The organism is Candidatus Accumulibacter sp. ACC005, assembly GCF_907163215.1.
GTDB lineage: Bacteria > Pseudomonadota > Gammaproteobacteria > Burkholderiales > Rhodocyclaceae > Accumulibacter > Accumulibacter regalis.
Genome location: NZ_CAJQUB010000001.1, coordinates 25,294 through 42,271 on the forward strand (window position 1 = coordinate 25,294; position 16,978 = coordinate 42,271).

Annotated in this window: 16 protein-coding genes and 1 other RNA gene; 16 read left to right on the forward strand and 1 reads right to left on the reverse strand. The window is 65.3% G+C overall.

All coding sequences use genetic code 11. The features are described 5' to 3' along the window. Nucleotides 1–148: 148 nt before the first annotated feature. The gene (locus QZ613_RS00105; protein ID WP_043568357.1) at nt 149–559 is read right to left on the reverse strand and encodes a YraN family protein; all 411 of its coding nucleotides are present in this window, start codon (nt 557–559) and stop codon (nt 149–151) included. Here QZ613_RS00105 and rsmI point away from each other — a divergent pair. From rsmI to murC, 16 genes are all read left to right on the forward strand, one after another. Continuing rightward, nucleotides 558–1,397 carry a 16S rRNA (cytidine(1402)-2'-O)-methyltransferase gene (gene rsmI / locus QZ613_RS00110; RefSeq protein WP_043568414.1) on the forward strand — a complete coding sequence of 280 codons (840 nt, stop codon included), beginning with the start codon at nt 558–560 and terminating at the stop codon, nt 1,395–1,397. The two genes, QZ613_RS00105 and rsmI, sit on opposite strands and share 2 nt — an antisense overlap. Before the next feature lie 123 nt (nt 1,398–1,520). Next, nucleotides 1,521–2,555, forward strand: a complete 1,035-nt coding sequence (pyrC, locus tag QZ613_RS00115) for a dihydroorotase (protein ID WP_291981196.1) — start codon at nt 1,521–1,523, stop codon at nt 2,553–2,555. A 56-nt stretch (nt 2,556–2,611) separates the two neighbouring features. Then, nucleotides 2,612–3,061: a hypothetical protein gene (locus tag QZ613_RS00120; protein ID WP_291868208.1), complete on the forward strand. Its 450-nt coding sequence runs from the start codon at nt 2,612–2,614 to the stop codon at nt 3,059–3,061. Between the two features lie 4 nt (nt 3,062–3,065). Beyond that, nucleotides 3,066–3,854: a DUF3025 domain-containing protein gene (locus tag QZ613_RS00125; protein ID WP_291981198.1), complete on the forward strand. Its 789-nt coding sequence runs from the start codon at nt 3,066–3,068 to the stop codon at nt 3,852–3,854. A 9-nt stretch (nt 3,855–3,863) separates the two neighbouring features. Beyond that, an RNA gene (gene rnpB / locus QZ613_RS00130) (RNase P RNA component class A) lies at nt 3,864–4,237 on the forward strand. Between the two features lie 353 nt (nt 4,238–4,590). Beyond that, nucleotides 4,591–5,037: a division/cell wall cluster transcriptional repressor MraZ gene (gene mraZ, locus QZ613_RS00135; protein ID WP_043568363.1), complete on the forward strand. Its 447-nt coding sequence runs from the start codon at nt 4,591–4,593 to the stop codon at nt 5,035–5,037. Next, entirely contained in the window at nt 5,034–5,984 is a 951-nt protein-coding gene (gene rsmH / locus QZ613_RS00140; RefSeq protein WP_043568367.1) for a 16S rRNA (cytosine(1402)-N(4))-methyltransferase RsmH, read from the forward strand. Before mraZ ends, rsmH begins: the two co-directional genes overlap by 4 nt. A gap of 1 nt (nt 5,985) precedes the next feature. Further along, complete coding sequence (gene ftsL / locus QZ613_RS00145; RefSeq protein ID WP_043568370.1) at nt 5,986–6,264, forward strand: cell division protein FtsL; 279 nt, start codon at nt 5,986–5,988, stop codon at nt 6,262–6,264. Beyond that, nucleotides 6,261–8,009 carry a penicillin-binding protein 2 gene (locus QZ613_RS00150; protein ID WP_043568373.1) on the forward strand — a complete coding sequence of 583 codons (1,749 nt, stop codon included), beginning with the start codon at nt 6,261–6,263 and terminating at the stop codon, nt 8,007–8,009. The genes ftsL and QZ613_RS00150 overlap by 4 nt, the downstream gene beginning before the upstream one ends. Beyond that, entirely contained in the window at nt 8,006–9,514 is a 1,509-nt protein-coding gene (locus tag QZ613_RS00155) for a UDP-N-acetylmuramoyl-L-alanyl-D-glutamate--2,6-diaminopimelate ligase (RefSeq protein ID WP_291981200.1), read from the forward strand. The genes QZ613_RS00150 and QZ613_RS00155 overlap by 4 nt, the downstream gene beginning before the upstream one ends. Nucleotides 9,515–9,519: 5 nt before the next feature. Further along, a complete protein-coding gene (murF, locus tag QZ613_RS00160; RefSeq protein ID WP_291981344.1) occupies nt 9,520–10,893 on the forward strand; it encodes a UDP-N-acetylmuramoyl-tripeptide--D-alanyl-D-alanine ligase in 1,374 nt (457 codons plus the stop codon). Then, nucleotides 10,893–11,981, forward strand: a complete 1,089-nt coding sequence (gene mraY / locus QZ613_RS00165; protein WP_043568376.1) for a phospho-N-acetylmuramoyl-pentapeptide-transferase — start codon at nt 10,893–10,895, stop codon at nt 11,979–11,981. Before murF ends, mraY begins: the two co-directional genes overlap by 1 nt. 1 nt (nt 11,982) lies before the next feature. After that, entirely contained in the window at nt 11,983–13,350 is a 1,368-nt protein-coding gene (murD, locus tag QZ613_RS00170) for a UDP-N-acetylmuramoyl-L-alanine--D-glutamate ligase (RefSeq protein ID WP_291868224.1), read from the forward strand. Further along, nucleotides 13,350–14,510, forward strand: coding sequence for a putative lipid II flippase FtsW (gene ftsW / locus QZ613_RS00175; protein WP_043568380.1), 1,161 nt, complete (start codon nt 13,350–13,352; stop codon nt 14,508–14,510). The genes murD and ftsW overlap by 1 nt, the downstream gene beginning before the upstream one ends. After that, nucleotides 14,507–15,592, forward strand: a complete 1,086-nt coding sequence (murG, locus tag QZ613_RS00180; RefSeq protein ID WP_043568383.1) for an undecaprenyldiphospho-muramoylpentapeptide beta-N-acetylglucosaminyltransferase — start codon at nt 14,507–14,509, stop codon at nt 15,590–15,592. The genes ftsW and murG overlap by 4 nt, the downstream gene beginning before the upstream one ends. Further along, nucleotides 15,589–16,977: a UDP-N-acetylmuramate--L-alanine ligase gene (gene murC, locus QZ613_RS00185; protein ID WP_291868229.1), complete on the forward strand. Its 1,389-nt coding sequence runs from the start codon at nt 15,589–15,591 to the stop codon at nt 16,975–16,977. The genes murG and murC overlap by 4 nt, the downstream gene beginning before the upstream one ends. Nucleotide 16,978: the final 1 nt, after the last annotated feature.

Genomic DNA, 16,978 nt, shown 5'->3' on the forward strand with positions numbered 1-16,978 from the left:
ACCGAACACCGAACACCGAACACCGAACACCGAACACCGAACACCGAACACCGAACACCGAACACCGAACACTGCGGCTGCGACGGCGCGATGGCGCGATGGCGCGGCCAGCGTGCGGATCGGGGTGCTGCGGGGGACATGGTACGCGCTAGGGCGCCGCAAAGGCGTCACGCAACCATTCGATTGCCGTGTCGGACAGATCGTCCAGGAGCAGGCAGTCGAAGCGGCATTCAGGTTCACGCTGGCCTGCCTGCGACGCCAGGTAATGGCGCGCGGCGAGGATGATGCGGCGTTGTTTGGCGCCGGTGATGCTGGCCGCCGCGCCGCCATAATTGGCGTTGCGGCGCAGGCGGACTTCGACGAAGACAAGCACTCGTCGTTCCTGGCAGATCAGGTCTACCTCGCCGCCGCGGCAGCGGTAATTGCGTCTCAGGATGGTCAGGCCGCTGCGTTCGAGGAAGGACGCCGCCAGCCGCTCGGCGAGGACGCCCGCTGTTGGCGGCCTTTCGCCTGGCCCGGCCGTGCTATCTTTGTCGCTTGCCTGCGGACGGATGGTCATGACGGAAGAACTCCCTGCGTTGTATGTGGTGCCGACGCCGCTCGGCCATCTTGGCGACATGACCCAACGTTCGATCGAGGTCCTGCGGCGGGTGGCGTGGGTGGCCGCCGAGGACACGCGCCACAGCGGGCCGCTACTCAGACATTATGGCTGTACTGCACGTTTGCTGGCGGCGCATCAGCATAATGAACAGTCCGCCGCACAACAGGTCATCGCTCGCCTGGCGAACGGCGAGTCGGTGGCGCTGGTGGTCGACGCCGGCACGCCGGCGGTGTCCGACCCTGGCGCGCGGCTGGTGGCCAGGGTGCGTGCGGCCGGCTATCGCGTCGTCCCTTTGCCGGGTCCCTGCGCGGCGATCGTCGCGCTGTCTGCCGCCGGACTCGATGACCCGCATTTCCTCTTCTACGGCTTCCTGCCGAGCAAGGCGGGGCAGCGCGCAGAGGCCTTGCGCGGACTGGCCCATCTGCCCTACGCGCTGGTTTTCTACGAGGCTCCGCATCGCATTCTCGACGCCGTGGCGGCGTTGGCTGACGCGTTTGGGCCGACACGAACCGTGGTTCTGGCGCGCGAACTGAGCAAGTTGTTCGAATCGATCCATGTCTGTCCGCTTGCCGAAGCGCGCGACTGGTTGCTGGCAGACGCCAACCGGCAGCGCGGCGAATTCGTGGTGCTCGTTTCGGGGGCGGCGTCGCTGGACGACGGTGCCGAAGGCGAAAGGGTCGTCAGGCTGCTGCTCGACGAGGGACTGCCGGTCAGCCAGGCCAGCCGCCTGGCGCACGCGATTACCGGGGTCGGCAGGAAAGCCTTGTATGAGCTGGCCTTGCGACTGAAGGCTTGAACGCTGCCTGGCTGGCCGCAGGAGGCGCGCCCTTGATCGGCCACGACGCCGACACCGAGGCCTGTTTCGGCCGCCAGGAGAAAATCATCTAGAATCCGGTCTTTCTCTTGTCGCGGTCCAAGAATGCAGATCACTCTTACTCGTCCTGACGACTGGCACCTTCATCTGCGCGATGGTCAAGCGCTGAGCGCAGTGTTGCCGCATAGTGCCCGTCAGTTTGCCCGGGCCATCGTGATGCCCAATCTGCGCCCGCCAGTGACCACCGTCGCTGCAGCGGGCGAATACCGGGCGCGGATCCTGGCGGCCTTGCCGCGCGGCGCGCAGTTCGAACCGCTGATGACCCTCTACCTGACCGATCGCACCTCGGCCGATGAAGTGCGGCGCGCTGTCGATAGCGCCTTCGTGCACGCGGTGAAGCTGTATCCGGCGGGGGCGACGACCAATTCGGATTCCGGGGTCAGCGATCTCGATAAATGCGCTGCCGCGCTTGCCGAAATGGAACGGTCCGGGATGCCCTTGCTGGTGCACGGCGAGGTGACCGATCCGGACGTCGATGTATTCGATCGCGAACAGCGCTTCATCGAGAGCGTCCTGCAGCCGCTGCTGGCACGCTACCCTGGGCTCAAGCTTGTCTTCGAACACATTACCACCAGCGATGCCGCCGATTTCGTTGCCAGCGCGGGGCCGAACCTGGCAGCAACGATTACCGCGCATCACCTGCTCTACAATCGCAACGCCATTTTTGCCGGCGGCATTCGCCCGCACCACTACTGCCTGCCGGTGCTCAAGCGTGAGGCGCATCGGCAGGCGCTGGTGCGTGCGGCGACTTCGGGTAACCCGCGGTTTTTTCTCGGCACCGATTCGGCGCCGCATGCGCGGAGCAGCAAGGAGACCAGTTGCGGTTGCGCCGGCTGCTATACGGCGCACGTGGCGCTTGAACTCTACGCCGAAGCTTTCGAGGCGGCCGGCGCTCTCGATCGGCTGGAAGCGTTCGCCAGCTTCAACGGTGCCGATTTCTATGGCCTCGCACGCAATACCGGGACGGTGACGCTGCGCCAGGAGGAGTGGCTGGTCGCCGAGGCGTTTCCCTATCTCGGCGACGAGACGCTGGTTCCACTACGTGCCGGCGAGCGGTTGCGCTGGCGGATGCTCGCTTGATGTTGGCGGATCGCCCTGCGCGTGCCCGCTGCGCGATTCGCATGAGGAGGCTTGCCGTGTTGCGGAAAACCTTGTTGTCCTTGTTCCTGCTGCCCCTGCTGGTCGCCTGCTCCGATCAGCGTGCGTCGTTCGAGATCGCTTCGAGTCAGCATGCGCTGACGCTGATTCGCATCAAGAATTTCTTCTGGGAAAAGACGGCTTCCTACGCCATCGTCGCGGCGCGGATGCCCGAGTGCATGCGCCGCCACGACATGGGGAAGGGCGGCGCCGAAACCCCGGTCGAGGTCTACGCGCCGGGGAACGACGCCTGGATTCTCAAACAGGGCCGCCGCATGCTGGTCGTCGAGACGCGAACCTGCGAGGGCTTCGCCCGCCTTGAAGAAGAGCCTGCCGGCGGCATGGGCCCCTTGCAGGGCAGCTTCGAGATGCGCAATGGGAGCTTGACCTTCGTCGCCGCGCCGAAGGGTGATGCGCAGACGGAAGCCGTGGCGCCGGCGCCGCAGTGAACCCGTGAGCCTGTCCGGCTGGCCTTCTCCGGGTGGCCTGTTTGCGCCGTTGTCACCTCTTGTCGAGGGCATTCCCTTCGCGCCTGACGCGGCATCGCTCGAGTTGCTCTGTGCTCGCCTAGACCCGCGCACGGCTAGCGGCCGGCGGCTTTCGTTCATTGCGCCGCAAGGGGATGGGGTCGATTACGAAATGCGCATCTGGGCGCGCGGCGAGGTGGAGACGCGTCCCGCCAATTGGCACGATTTCTTCAATGCTCTGGTCTGGCTCAGCTTTCCGCTCAGCAAATCGGCGCTGAATGCCCGTCACGTCGAGTCGATGGCGGTGCCCCGCGCGCAACACAGCCGCGGTCGCGATCGTGATGCGCTGACGCATTTCGATGAATGTGGCGTCATCGTCGTCTCCTCCGATCGTTCCCTGCTCGCCCTGCTGCGCAGCTTTCAATGGAAAACCCTGTTCTGGGAGCGGCGCCGTGACCTCGCGCGCGCGTTGCGCTGTTTCGTCTTTGGCCACGCCACCTACGAGCAGCTGTTGCAGCCGTTTCGCGGCTTGACCGCCAAGGCCGTGCTTCATGAAGTCAGCGCCGACTGGCTGCACGCACCGCTGCGCGAACAGCTGGCTGACGTCGACCGGCGTCTGGCTGGCGAAGTGGCGGCTGGATTGCACGTCGATCCGAGCGCCTTTCACCCCCTGCCTCTGCTCGGTCTGCCGGGCGTGACAGCCGCCAACGAGAGCGCCTCCTACTACGATGACGCTTGGCAATTCCGCCCGGGGCGAACGCGGCGGCGCGTATAATCAGCGCGGGAAGTCGGTCAGGCAGCCGCTGGGCAAGAGGTCACCACCTTGCGCCGAGAGGAAAGTCCGGGCTCCGCAGAGCAGGATGCCGGTTAACGACCGGGCACCGTGAGGTGACGGAAAGTGCAACAGAGAACAGACCGCCGATGTCCGCGCTCAGACAATCGAGAGTGGGCAGGTAAGGGTGAAACGGCGAGGTAAGAGCTCACCGCGGCCGTGGTAACACGGCTGGCACGGCAAACCCCATCCGGAGCAAGGCCAAATAGGGAAGCATGGGCGTGGCTCGCGCTGCTTCCGGGTAGGCTGCTTGAACGTACTGGTAACAGTGCGTCTAGAGGAATGGCTGTCCACGACAGAACCCGGCTTATCGATCGGCTTCCCACTATTCCCGCCTGACCGGCAGTCGTTGCTGCCAATCCAACAGTTTTTCTCCCTCTTCGCCGCCTCCAGCAGCGCGCTCCTCGGCCGCTTCGCGCACGTGCAAAGCGTGTGCCAGCCGAGTTTGCCTGCCTTTCTTGAGAGATCACTTTAACTCTGGAAATTGCGCCATTGTTTTATAAAAACAATGTCCCTCTCAGCGTGCTTCAGGAGTCGTCCATAAGTCCTTGTAGCTATTGAGAAAAGCAATGCAAGAGTCCTTGCTTTAGCGCAATCTTTGTCTTAAAGTGGGGGCAAGTAGTAGAAAGTGGGAAGATTGCGGTGTTCTCGGAAGGATTGCAAGGGAAGATTTGGATTGATGTTTCAGGGTGCTGCGGCGTTGAGTCTCGATGTGAAAGGCAGGCTGGCCATTCCGGTACGTCACCGGGAAGCCCTGGCCTCGGTCGCTGACGGTCGCCTAGTGCTGACTGCGCACCCGCATCGTTGCTTGCTTCTCTACCCCGAGCCCGCCTGGGAGCCGATTCGCGACAAGGTTCTGGCTGCTTCGAGCATGAATCCGCAATCGGCGGCGATCAAGCGGCTGTTGGTCGGCAATGCGCGCGAAGAAGCGATGGATGCGGCTGGCCGCCTGCTGATCGCTCCCGAACTGCGCCAGTTCGCCGAACTGGAAAAGCAGGTCTGGCTGGTCGGGCAGGGCAGTCATTTCGAGATCTGGTCGGACAGCGGCTGGAAGAGGCAGCAGGAAGCGGTTTTTCTTCTCAGCGATCAGTGTCTGCCGCCGGGTCTTGAGGACCTGGCGCTGTGACCTTGCCGTCGCAGCATCAGACGGTTTTGCTGCGGGAGGCGGTTGATGCGCTGGAGATAAAACCCGCGGGGACCTATGTCGACGGCACCTTTGGTCGCGGCGGGCACAGTCGGGCGATTCTCGACAGGCTCGGACCGGACGGTCGCCTGCTCGCTCTCGATCGTGACCCGGACGCCGTGGCGCTGGCGCGAGAGACTCCGGACCGGAGGTTGCGGGTCATGCACCAGAGCTTCAGCGAATTGACCGAGGCCTTGCGGGTGGCGGGAATCGACGTCGAGCAGGGTGTCGATGGCGTGCTTCTCGATATTGGCGTCTCGTCGCCCCAGCTCGATCAAGGGGAGCGGGGATTCAGCTTTCGTTATGACGCGCCGCTGGATATGCGGATGGATACGACGCAGGGCGAGACTGCTGCGCAGTGGTTGCAGCGGGCCGGCGTGCAGGAGATTACGGAGGTCATCAGGAATTATGGGGAAGAACGGTTTGCTTTCCAGATTGCAAAGAAGGTTGTGGCTGCTCGGGGAGAGCGGCCGCTTACAACCACGGGTGAGCTCGCAGCCCTTGTACGCGCGGCCGTGCGGACCCGCGAGCCTGGCAAGGACGCGGCGACGCGTACCTTTCAAGCTCTACGGATTCATATCAATCAAGAGCTCGAGCAGCTCACGCTAGTGCTGCCGCAGGCAATGACTGTCCTCAAGCAGGGTGGGCGCCTGGTGGTGATCAGTTTCCACTCGCTCGAAGACCGGATCGTCAAGCGCTTCATGCGCGACGGCGCCGCTCCCGATCGCCTGTCCAGAAAGCTGCCCTTGCGTGCTGTCGATCTGCCGCAACCGGATCTGCGCCTGGTCGGCAAGGCGCTCAAGGCGAGCGCAGAAGAAGTTGCCGCCAACCCGCGCGCACGTAGCGCCGTGATGCGCGTGGCCGAAAAGCTGGCCAGGAAGGCGGCCTGAAATGGTCCGCCTGAACGTGCTCCTGCTCCTGACGGTGATGCTCTGCAGCCTGGGGGTCGTGACCTCGCAACACAAGGCGCGACAGCTCTTTCAGGCGCTTGAAGTGCAGCAGGAGCGCACGCGCCAGCTGGAGGTCGAGTTCGGGCAGCTGCAGCTCGAACTGTCGACCTGGGGGACGGCGCCGAGAATCGAAAAGATCGCTGTCGAGAAGCTCGGCATGCGCACCCCCGACGCCGAGACCTTGCTTCCCTCGTTGCCGACTGGGGGTGCGTCGCGATGATGCGTTTCAAGGGCAAGGTCGCGCACAAATTTGCCGAGAGCCCGTTGCTCGAGCTGCGTCTGCCTGCCTGGCGTTCGCGCCTGATGGCCTTGCTGATCCTCTTTTCCTTCGTCGTCCTGATTGGCCGCGCCTTCTACCTGCAAATACTCGATACCGACTTCCTGCAGGAAAAAGGCGAGTCGCGCTACCGCCGCGACATCGAAATTACCGCGTCGCGCGGACGTATCGCCGACCGCCACGGCGACGTTCTGGCCATTTCGACACCGATGAGGTCGATCTGGGCCGTCCCGCCGGCGGCACAGTTGACTTCCGAGCAGACCCAGCATCTGGCCGCACTGCTGGAGATCGACGCGCAGGGCCTGGCCCGCAAGCTGACCAGCGACAAGCCCTTCGTTTTCCTGCGCCGCCAGATCCCGCCGCCGGTGGCTGCGCAGGTGGCCGCGCTCAAGTTGCCTGGCATCGGTCAGGACAAGGAATATCGCCGCTTCTACCCGACCGGCGAGATGACTGCGCACATGGTCGGATTCACCGGCGTCGACGACAAGGGGCTGGAAGGAGCCGAGCTGGCTTTCCATGGGCAACTGCTCGGCACGCCGGGCAGTCGCAGCGTGATCAAGGACCGGCGCGGCCAGATCGTCGAAGACGTGGGATCGGTCAAGCCGCCGCAGGACGGTGAAGATATCAGCCTGGCGCTGGACTCCAAAGTCCAGTATCTGGCCTATAGCCAGCTCAAGCAGGCGATCGCCGACAGCAAGGCAAAAGCCGGCGGAATTGTCGTCCTTGACGCCAGGACCGGTGAAATACTCGCCCTGGCCAACTGGCCGACGTATAACCCGAACAACCGCGAGAGCCTTTCCGGCGGGCAGTTGCGCAACCGTGCCCTGACCGACACCTTCGAGCCGGGTTCGACGCTCAAGCCGTTTACCATCGCCCTGGCGATGGATACCGGCAAGGTGCGTTTCGACACCCAGATCAACTGTGCGCCCGGTCGCCTGCAAATTGGCGGCGCGACGATTTCCGATACCCATCGCTACGGCGTGCTGACCGTCGCCGAGGTCATCCAGAAGTCGTCGAACGTCGGGTCTTCGAAGATCGCCGCCATGTTGCCGGCGCAAGCGATGTGGGAGATGTTCCACAGCGTCGGTTTTGGAGAGGTGCCGAGACTCGGCTTCCCGGGCGAGGTCAGCGGCCGCCTGCGCCCCTGGAAGTCGTGGCGGCCAATCGAGCAGGCGACGATGTCCTTCGGGCATGGCCTTTCGGTGTCGCTGATCCAGCTCGCGCGCGCCTATTCCGTTTTTGCGCGCGACGGCGACCTCGTGCCGCTCTCGCTGACCCGTGTCGGTGCGGCGAAGCCGCGCGGTACGCAGGTGTTCAGCCCGCAGACGGCGCGGGAAGTGCGGGCCATGCTCGAGATGGCGGTGCGCCCCGGTGGAACGGCTCCCAAGGCGCAGATCCCGGGCTATCGGGTTGCCGGCAAGACGGGTACCGCGCGCAAGCTCGAAAATGGCCGCTACACGACGACCAAGTACGTGGCTTCGTTCGTCGGCTTTGCTCCGGCGTCCGACCCGCGCCTGATCGTTGCCGTGCTGATCGACGAGCCGCGTGGCAAGTACTATGGTGGCGAAGTGGCAGCCCCGGTTTTCGCCTCGGTGATGGCCGGCACCCTGCGCACGCTCGGCATTGCGCCGGACGCGCCGCTCGAGGTTGCGCAAGGCGCCAAGCCGGCGGTCAAGGCCAGGTTATGAGCAACTCGGACTTCGTCGCCGCCGAATCCTCCGCCCGCGCTGTGCTGGTGCGGCTGGCGGAACTCGGCGTGGTGCCCAGCGGCGTCACCGACGATAGCCGCCAGGTCGCCGTCGGCGATCTCTTCCTGGCCTACCCCGGCGACCTCGCCGATGGCCGCAGCCACATCGCCGCAGCCATCGCCGCGGGCGCTTGCGCCGTCCTTTGGGAGAGCTCCGCGGCCGCCACGGCCGACTTCGTCTGGAATGCCGACTGGCGGATCGCCAACCTGCCGGTACAGGCCTTGCGGGCGTTATGTGGGCCGCTGGCGCACGCCGTATACGGGCGTCCAAGCGAGCGCCTGTCGCTGATCGCGGTCACCGGCACCAACGGCAAGACCAGCGTGACGCAGTGGCTTGCCGCCTGCCACCCGCGCAGCTGCGCGCTCATCGGCACCTTGGGTGCCGGCTTCCCCGGCCGGCTTGCCGAGACCGGGTTTACGACCCCCGAGGCAACGACGCTGATGCGCTCGCTGGCACGCTTCGCTGACGACGACGCGCAGGCCTGTGCCCTCGAAGCCAGCTCGATCGGAATTGCCGAGGGGCGCCTCGACGGTGCCCGCGTCGATGTCGCGGTATTCACCAATCTGACCCACGATCATCTCGACTATCACGGCACTTTCGCGGCCTACGCCGAGGCCAAGGCAAGGCTTTTCAGCTGGCCCAGGCTACGCCTGGCCGTGTGCAATCTTGACGACCCCTTCGGGCGTGAGCTGGCGGCACTCAGTTCGGCCACCAAGGTGATCGGCTACACGCAGCAGGAGGCGTCCGATGGTCGGCAGGGAACGGTGCGTGCGCAAGACGTCGAGGAAACCATCGACGGCCTGCGCTTCCGGCTCTGCGCCCCGAGCGGGCGTGCTCTGGTCGAGACCGGGCTGCTCGGTCGTTACAACGTTGCCAATCTCCTGGCCGTCGCCGCTGTCCTCATCGACGCCGGCTTGACACCCAAGGCCGTTGCCGAACGCTTCGCGCAGTTGCGTTCGCCAGTCGGCCGCCTGGAGAAGATCGGTGGCCACAACGAGCCGCTGGTCGTCGTCGACTACGCCCACACGCCGGACGCTCTGGGCAGCGCCCTGGGCGCCTTGCGCGCGGTGGCCACGGCGCGTGGCGCCGGTCTGACGGTCATCTTCGGCTGTGGCGGTGACCGGGATCGCGGCAAGCGACCGTTGATGGGGGCGGTCGCCGTAGAGCGTGCCGATCGCGTCGTGCTGACCAGTGACAACCCGCGCGGTGAAGATGCGCAGACGATTCTCGACGAAATTCGCGTCGCGGCGCCGAATGCCGAGGTCCTGGTCGATCGCGGCGAGGCGATCCGGCGCACCATTCTTGTGGCGCATCCGGCGGAAGTGGTGTTGATTGCCGGCAAGGGACATGAGTCGTATCAGGAGATGCACGGCGTGCGGCGGCCGTTTTCCGATGCCGCACAGGCGCGCGCCGCACTCGCTGCTCGCCAGGAGACGAGCCAATGACCGTGATGATGGATCTCCTGGCCGTTGCCCGCGCGACCGCCGGCAGGCTGATCGGCGAAAACGTCGAGTTCTGTGGCGTGTCGACCGACAGCCGAAGCATCGGCCCCGGCGAGTTGTTCCTTGCCCTGCGCGGCGACCATTTCGATGGCCACGATTACCTCGCCGTCGCCAAGGCTCGCGGCGCGGTCGCCGCCGTCGTCGCTGCCGACGCCGCCGATGCCCTGCAGGAGCTGGCGATGCCGCTGGTTCAGGTCGCCGAAACGCGCTTGTCGCTCGGCGCTCTGGCCACGGATTGGCGTGGCCGTTTCACGCTGCCGCTGATCGCCGTGACCGGCAGCAATGGCAAGACGACGACCAAGGAGATGATCGCCAGCATCCTCAAGGTCGTTTACGGTGACGCCGTGCTGGTCACCCAGGGCAACTACAACAACGATATCGGGTTGCCACTGACGCTGCTGCGGCTGCAGGCCAGTCATCGTGCGGCGATCATCGAGATGGGCATGAATCATCCCGGCGAGATTGCCTATCTGGCGGGAATCGCCCACCCCAGCGTCGCCGTGGTCACCAACGCGCAACGCGCACATCTCGAGGGAATGGGCTCCCTGGCGGCCATCGCCAGCGAAAAAGGGAGTATCTACTCGGGACTTGGCCAGTCCGGTGTCGCGGTGTTCTGCGCCGACGACCAATGGGCCGAACTCTGGCGCAGCCAGAGCCGCGGCCTCGGGGTGATGACCTTCGCCTTCGAGAAAGGCGCGGACGTTGTCGGTCGCTTCCATCTCCACGGCCTCGAAAGCCGTCTCAGCGTCGCCGCAGGTGGTGACGAGGTCGAAATCGTGCTCTCCCTGCCCGGGCGGCACAATGCCCGCAACGCGCTGGCCGCCGCCACCGCCTGCCTCGCGGCCGGTGTGCCGCTGGCAGCGGTGCAGGCGGGACTGAGCGCCTTTCGCGGTCTCAAGGGGCGGCTGCAGCGGCGCGCTGCACTGAACGATGCGCTGCTCCTCGACGACACCTACAACGCCAACCCCGACTCGGTCCGCGCCGGCATCGACGTGCTCGCGGCGACGATCGGGCGCAGCGTGCTGGTCCTCGGCGACATGGGCGAGATTGGCGAGATGAGCGGTCAGTTTCATGACGAAATCGGCGGCTACGCCAAGAGCCAGGGAATCGATCGCCTGTTCACGCTGGGCGAGGCGAGTGCTCTCGCGGCGCACAATTTCGGCAGCGGCGGCGAGCATTACCAGGACGTCGACAAGTTGATCAATGCCTTGATCGCCGAACTGACCCCGGATACCACGGTCTTGATCAAGGGGTCGCGCTTCATGCGCATGGAGCGGGTGGCTGACGCCATCGCCCGGCCCGCAATGGCGGGGGGCGACTGATGCTGCTCCTGCTCGCCCAATGGTTGGCGCAGGACGTCCGCGCCTTCAACGTCTTCGGCTACATCACCCTGCGCACGGTCCTCGCGGCGATGACCGCTCTGATCATCTCGTTCATGGCCGGGCCGCCGTTGATCCGCTGGCTGGCGGCCAAGAAGATTGGTCAGGCGGTACGCCAGGACGGCCCACAGACGCACCTCGTCAAGTCGGGAACGCCGACCATGGGCGGTGCGCTGATCCTGATCGCCATCTGCATCACGACCCTGCTTTGGGGTGACCTCAGCAATCGCTACGTCTGGGTGGTCCTGCTGGTCACCGTCGGTTTCGGCGGCATCGGCTGGTACGACGACTGGCAAAAGGTGGTCAAACGCGATCCCCGCGGGCTGGCTTCGCGCTGGAAGTATTTCTGGCAATCGGCGCTCGGCCTGCTCGTCGCCCTCTATCTTGGCCTGAGCGCCAGCGGGCCGGCGCAGCTGCAGCTGATCGTACCCTTCTTCAAAACGGTCGCCTATCCGCTGGGAATCGTCGGCTTCATCGTTCTCAGCTATCTGGTCGTCGTCGGGACCAGCAATGCGGTCAACCTGACCGACGGGCTTGACGGTCTGGCGATCATGCCGGCGGTGATGATTGCCGCGGCGCTGGCCATCTTCGCCTACGTGGCGGGCAATTCGGTCTATGCCCGCTATCTGCTTCTGCCCTACGTCCCGGGTGCCGGCGAACTGGCCATCTTTCTCGGGGCCATGGCGGGTGCCGGGCTCGGCTTCCTGTGGTTCAATGCCTACCCGGCCGAAGTATTCATGGGCGACGTCGGCGCGCTGGCGCTTGGCGCGGCCCTGGGGACGGTGGCGATCATCGTCCGCCAGGAAATCGTCCTGGCCATCATGGGCGGCGTCTTTGTCGCCGAAACCCTGTCGGTGGCCGCACAGGTCATCTACTACAAGCTTACCGGCGGCCGACGAATCTTCCGCATGGCACCACTGCATCACCACTTCGAGCTCGGCGGCTGGAAAGAAACACAGGTCGTCGTCCGTTTCTGGATCATCACCATCATGCTGGTGCTGATCGGCTTGTCCACCTTGAAGCTGCGCTGACATGGAGCTGTACGGCAAACTGACTCTCGTCATCGGCCTCGGCGAAAGCGGGCTGGCGATGGCCCGCTGGCTGGCCCGGCAGGGCGCGCGCGTTCGCGTCGCCGACAGCCGCAGCGCTCCGCCACAGGCCGATGCGCTGCGCGCCAGTGTCCCCGAGGCGGTCCTGTTCTCCGGTCCCTTCTCCGCTGAAGCTTTCACCGGCGCCGAATTGATCGCCATTTCTCCCGGCGTGCCGGTGCACCAGGCGCTGGTTCAGGACGCCGTCGCGAGCGGCGTCCCGCTGGTCTCCGAAATCGAGCTCTTCGCCTGGGCCGTGCACCGATTGGCTCCGCAAGCCGCGCTGATCGCCATCACCGGCAGCAACGGCAAGACCACCACCACCGCACTGGTCGGTGCCCTGTGTCGCGCAGCGGGCCGGCGGACGCAAGTCGCCGGCAATATCAGCCCGGCGGCTCTGGATGCCCTGCGGAGCGCGATCGACAGTGGCGATCTGCCGGCGGTCTGGGTTCTCGAGCTGTCGAGTTTCCAGCTCGAAACGACGCATACCCTGGCTGCCGACGCCGCGACGCTGCTCAATGTCAGCGAAGACCATCTTGATCGCTATGACGGTCTCGACGACTACACCGCTGCCAAAGTGCGGGTCTTTCAGGGCGCGGGGGTGATGGTCGTCAATCGCGACGATCCACGCAGCCTCGCCGCCGCGCGCAGCGATCGGCGCTGCGTCAGCTTTGGCCTCGGCCCGACGACGAAGGCGGGCGATTACGGAGTGGTCGACGGCTGGCTGGTGCGTGGCGACGAGAAGCTGATCGCCGTCGAGGCCTTGCAGCTCGTGGGCAGTCATAACGTGGCCAATGCGCTCGCTGCGCTGGCCCTGTGCGAGGCGATCGGCATCGAGCCGCAGGCAGTCCTGCCGGCCCTGGCCGCCTTCACGGGCCTGCCGCACCGGGTCGAATGGGTAGCGGAAATCAAAGGGGTTCGCTACTTTGATGACTCCAAGGGAACCAACGTCGGGGCGACGCTCGCCGCGATCGAGGGTCTCGGCTGCAAGATCGCCATCGTCCTCGGTGGCGACGGCAAGGGGCAGGACTTTTCGCCTTTGCGGCCAGCGCTTGACCGGCACGCCCGCGCGATCGCCCTGATCGGGCGCGACGCGCCACTGCTCGCCGCGCTGCTGGCCGGCTGCCAGGCGCCGATGCGCTCCTGCCTGGACATGCCCGAAGCCGTGCGCTGGTGCGCTGCCCAGGCGCAAAGCGGCGACGCCGTTCTGCTCTCGCCGGCGTGTGCCAGCATGGACATGTACCGCAACTACGCGCATCGGGCCGAAGCCTTTGTCGACGCTGTCCGCGGCCTGGAAAGGGAGGTCGCCTGATGTTGCGCACCTTCGATACGCCACGCCGTCTGCCTTCCGAGATCGACCTGGCACTCCTGTGGAGCACCTTGATCCTGCTCCTGATCGGCATGGTGATGGTGTACTCGGCGTCGATGGCGACCGCCGAAGCCGCCCGCGGCACAGGCCACCAGCCGGCGTACTATCTGGTACGCCATGCCATTTTTCTGATCATTGGCCTACTCGCCGCGGCCGTCGCCTTTCAGGTGCCAATGGCCAGCTGGCAGCAGTGGTCCCCCTGGCTGTTCGTCGGCGGCTGTCTGCTCCTGGCCCTGGTGTTGATTCCCGGCGTCGGCCGTGAGGTCAATGGCGCGCAGCGCTGGCTTCCGCTCGGGATCGTCAATCTGCAGCCTTCCGAGTTGATGAAGCTCTGTGCCGTTCTCTACGCCGCCGACTACACTGTGCGCAAGATGCCGCACATGCACGATCTGAAGAAGGCCTTCCTGCCGATGGCCTGCGCCATGGTGACCGTCGGTGTGCTGCTGCTCAAGGAGCCCGACTTCGGCGCTTTCGTGGTCATCATCTCGGTTGCCTTCAGCATCCTCTTTCTTGGCGGCATGCGGGCGCGCCTGTTCGTCGTGCTGATCGTTGTCCTGGCGGCGGCTTTCGCGGCGCTGATCATCCTCTCGCCCTACCGTCGGGACCGCATTTTCGGTTTCATGGACCCCTGGGCCGACGCCTTCGGCCGCGGCTATCAACTGTCGCACGCGCTGATCGCCTTCGGTCGCGGCGAGCTGTTCGGCGTCGGTCTCGGCGCCAGCGTCGAAAAACTGTTCTACCTGCCGGAAGCGCACACCGACTTCCTGCTCGCGGTGATTGCCGAAGAACTCGGCTTTGTCGGCGTTCTGGCGATCATCGTGCTCTTCGGTCTGCTCGTTCAGCGGGCTTTCGCCATCGGTCGCCAGGCAGTCGCCCTGGAACGTCTGTATTCGGCTCTGGTCGCACAGGGAATCGGCGTCTGGATTGGCGTTCAGGGTTTCATCAATATGGGCGTCAACACCGGGCTGCTGCCGACCAAGGGCCTGACCCTGCCCTTGATGAGCTTTGGCGGCTCCGGAATTCTCGCCAACTGCGTGGCGGTGGCGGTACTCCTGCGGATTGATTGGGAAAATCGCCAGTTGATGCGTGGAGCCAAGGTATGAGCGCGCAGGGAGCGGCTGGCGCGATCGGCAAGACCCTTCTGGTCATGGCCGGGGGTACGGGTGGACACGTCTTCCCGGGACTGGCGGTGGCCGACCTGCTCAGCAGTCGCAACTGGAAAGTCGTCTGGATGGGCGCCCCGGGGAGCATGGAAGCGAAGCTGGTTCCCGGGCGTGGCTATGAAATGGCCTGGGTCCGTTTTGCCGCCCTGCGTGGCAAGGGCCTGCTGCGCAAGCTGCTGCTCCCCTTCCACCTGCTCTGCGCGTGCTGGCAGGCGCAGCGTGAACTTCGCCGCGTGCAGCCGGACGTGGTACTCGGGATGGGTGGTTACATCAGTTTCCCCGGCGGCCTGATGGCGGTCCTGTTGCGCTATCCGCTGGTGATTCACGAGCAGAACTCGGTTGCCGGCCTGGCCAACAGGGTCCTTGCCAAGTTCGCCGACCGGGTCGCCTGCGGCTTTCCTGACGTCCTGCCCAAGGGCGTTTGGGTAGGCAACCCGTTGCGCCCGGAAATGAACCGTGTGCCAGCGCCGGCTGTTCGCCTCGCCGGCCGCCAGCCACCGCTGCACCTGCTCGTCCTCGGAGGCAGCCTGGGCGCCGCGGCGCTCAACGAAATGGTCCCCAAGGGGCTGGCCCTGATCGACGCCGCGGCGCGTCCGGAAGTGGTTCATCAGGCGGGCGAGAAACATCTCGCGCAGCTGCAGGAGAACTACCGGGCGGCTGGGGTGCAGGCGCACTGTGCGGCGTTCATCGACGACATGGCCGCTGCCTACCAATGGGCTGATCTGGTGCTCTGTCGGGCTGGCGCGCTGACCGTCGCCGAGCTGGCCGCGACCGGTGTGGCCAGCGTTCTGGTGCCCTTTCCCTACGCCGTCGACGACCACCAGACCGCCAACGCCCGCTTCCTGTCGCGGGCTGGCGGCGCCACCCTGCTGCCGCAGAGCGAGCTGACTCCGGAAGCCATCGGTGTGCTGGGCAACTATTCCCATGCGCAGCTTGCGCAAATGGCCGCGCAGGCGCACCAACTGGCCAAGCCGGAGGCCGCCGCAGACGTGGCACGAATGTGTGAGGAACTGGTGCAGTGAAGCATAAGGTCAAGACCATCCATTTCGTTGGCATCGGTGGCGCCGGCATGAGCGGCATCGCCGAAGTGCTCGCCAATCTCGGCTTCAAGGTCAGCGGCTCCGACCTCGCCGAGAGTCCGGTGACCCGGCGCCTCTCGGCGCTCGGCGTGCGTACCGTGCTCGGGCACGCTGCCGAAAACGTTGATGGCGCCGACGCGGTGGTCGTGTCGTCGGCGGTAAAGGAGGACAATCCCGAGGTCGTCGCCGCGCGGCAGCGCAAGGTGCCTGTCGTTCCCCGGGCACAGATGCTGGCCGAGTTGATGCGCCTGAAGCAGGGAATCGCCGTCGCCGGGACGCACGGCAAGACGACGACGACCAGCCTGACGGCGTCGATTCTTGCCGAGGGAGGGATGGACCCGACTTTTGTCATCGGCGGACGCCTGAACGCCGCCGGCGCCAACGCCCGCCTCGGCTCCGGCGAGTTTCTCGTCGCCGAAGCCGACGAGTCCGACGCCTCGTTCCTGTTTCTTTCGCCGGTGATCTCGGTGGTGACTAATATCGACGCCGATCACATGGAAACCTACGGCCACGATTTCAATCGCCTGAAGCAGGCTTTCGTCGATTTTCTCCAGCGCCTGCCGTTCTACGGCGTTGCCGTGCTCTGCGCCGACGATGCCAATGTCCGCGAAATCATGCCCATGGTCAGCAAGCAGATCGTCACCTACGGCATCGACGCTGCAGCCAACGTCTATGCGGAGAACATCGTCGCCGATCACGGCCAGATGCATTTCGATTGCGTCCGGGTCAACGGCAACATCAGCCGCCTGCCGGTTACCGTCAATCTGCCGGGACGGCACAACGTCCTCAATGCCTTGGCGGCGATCGCCGTGGCCAGCGAGCTGGGGGTTTCCGATCAGGCGATCGTCAGGGCGCTCACCGGGTTCACCGGCGTCGACCGCCGCTTCCAACGTTACGGCGAGGTCAGTTTGCCAGGCGGTGGCTGCTTCAGTCTGGTCGACGACTACGGTCATCACCCTGTTGAGATGCGGGCGACGATCGCCGCCGCTCGTGGCGCCTTCCCGGGTCGTCGCCTGTTGCTCGCCTTTCAGCCACATCGCTATACCCGTACGCGCGACTGCTTCGAGGATTTTGTGAGCGTTCTGGGGGCCGTCGACGCCCTCGTGTTGAGCGAAGTCTACGCGGCCGGCGAACCGGCGATTGTCGCTGCCGATGGCCGCGCGCTGGCGCGCGCGCTGCGCGTCGCGGGCAAGGTCGAACCGCTATTCGTCGACCATGTCGGCGACCTGCCACAAGCGATTCTCGACATCGCTCGCGATGGCGACGTGGTGATGACCATGGGGGCTGGTTCCATCGGCGCTGTCCCTGGCAAGCTGGTGGCGGGCTAGG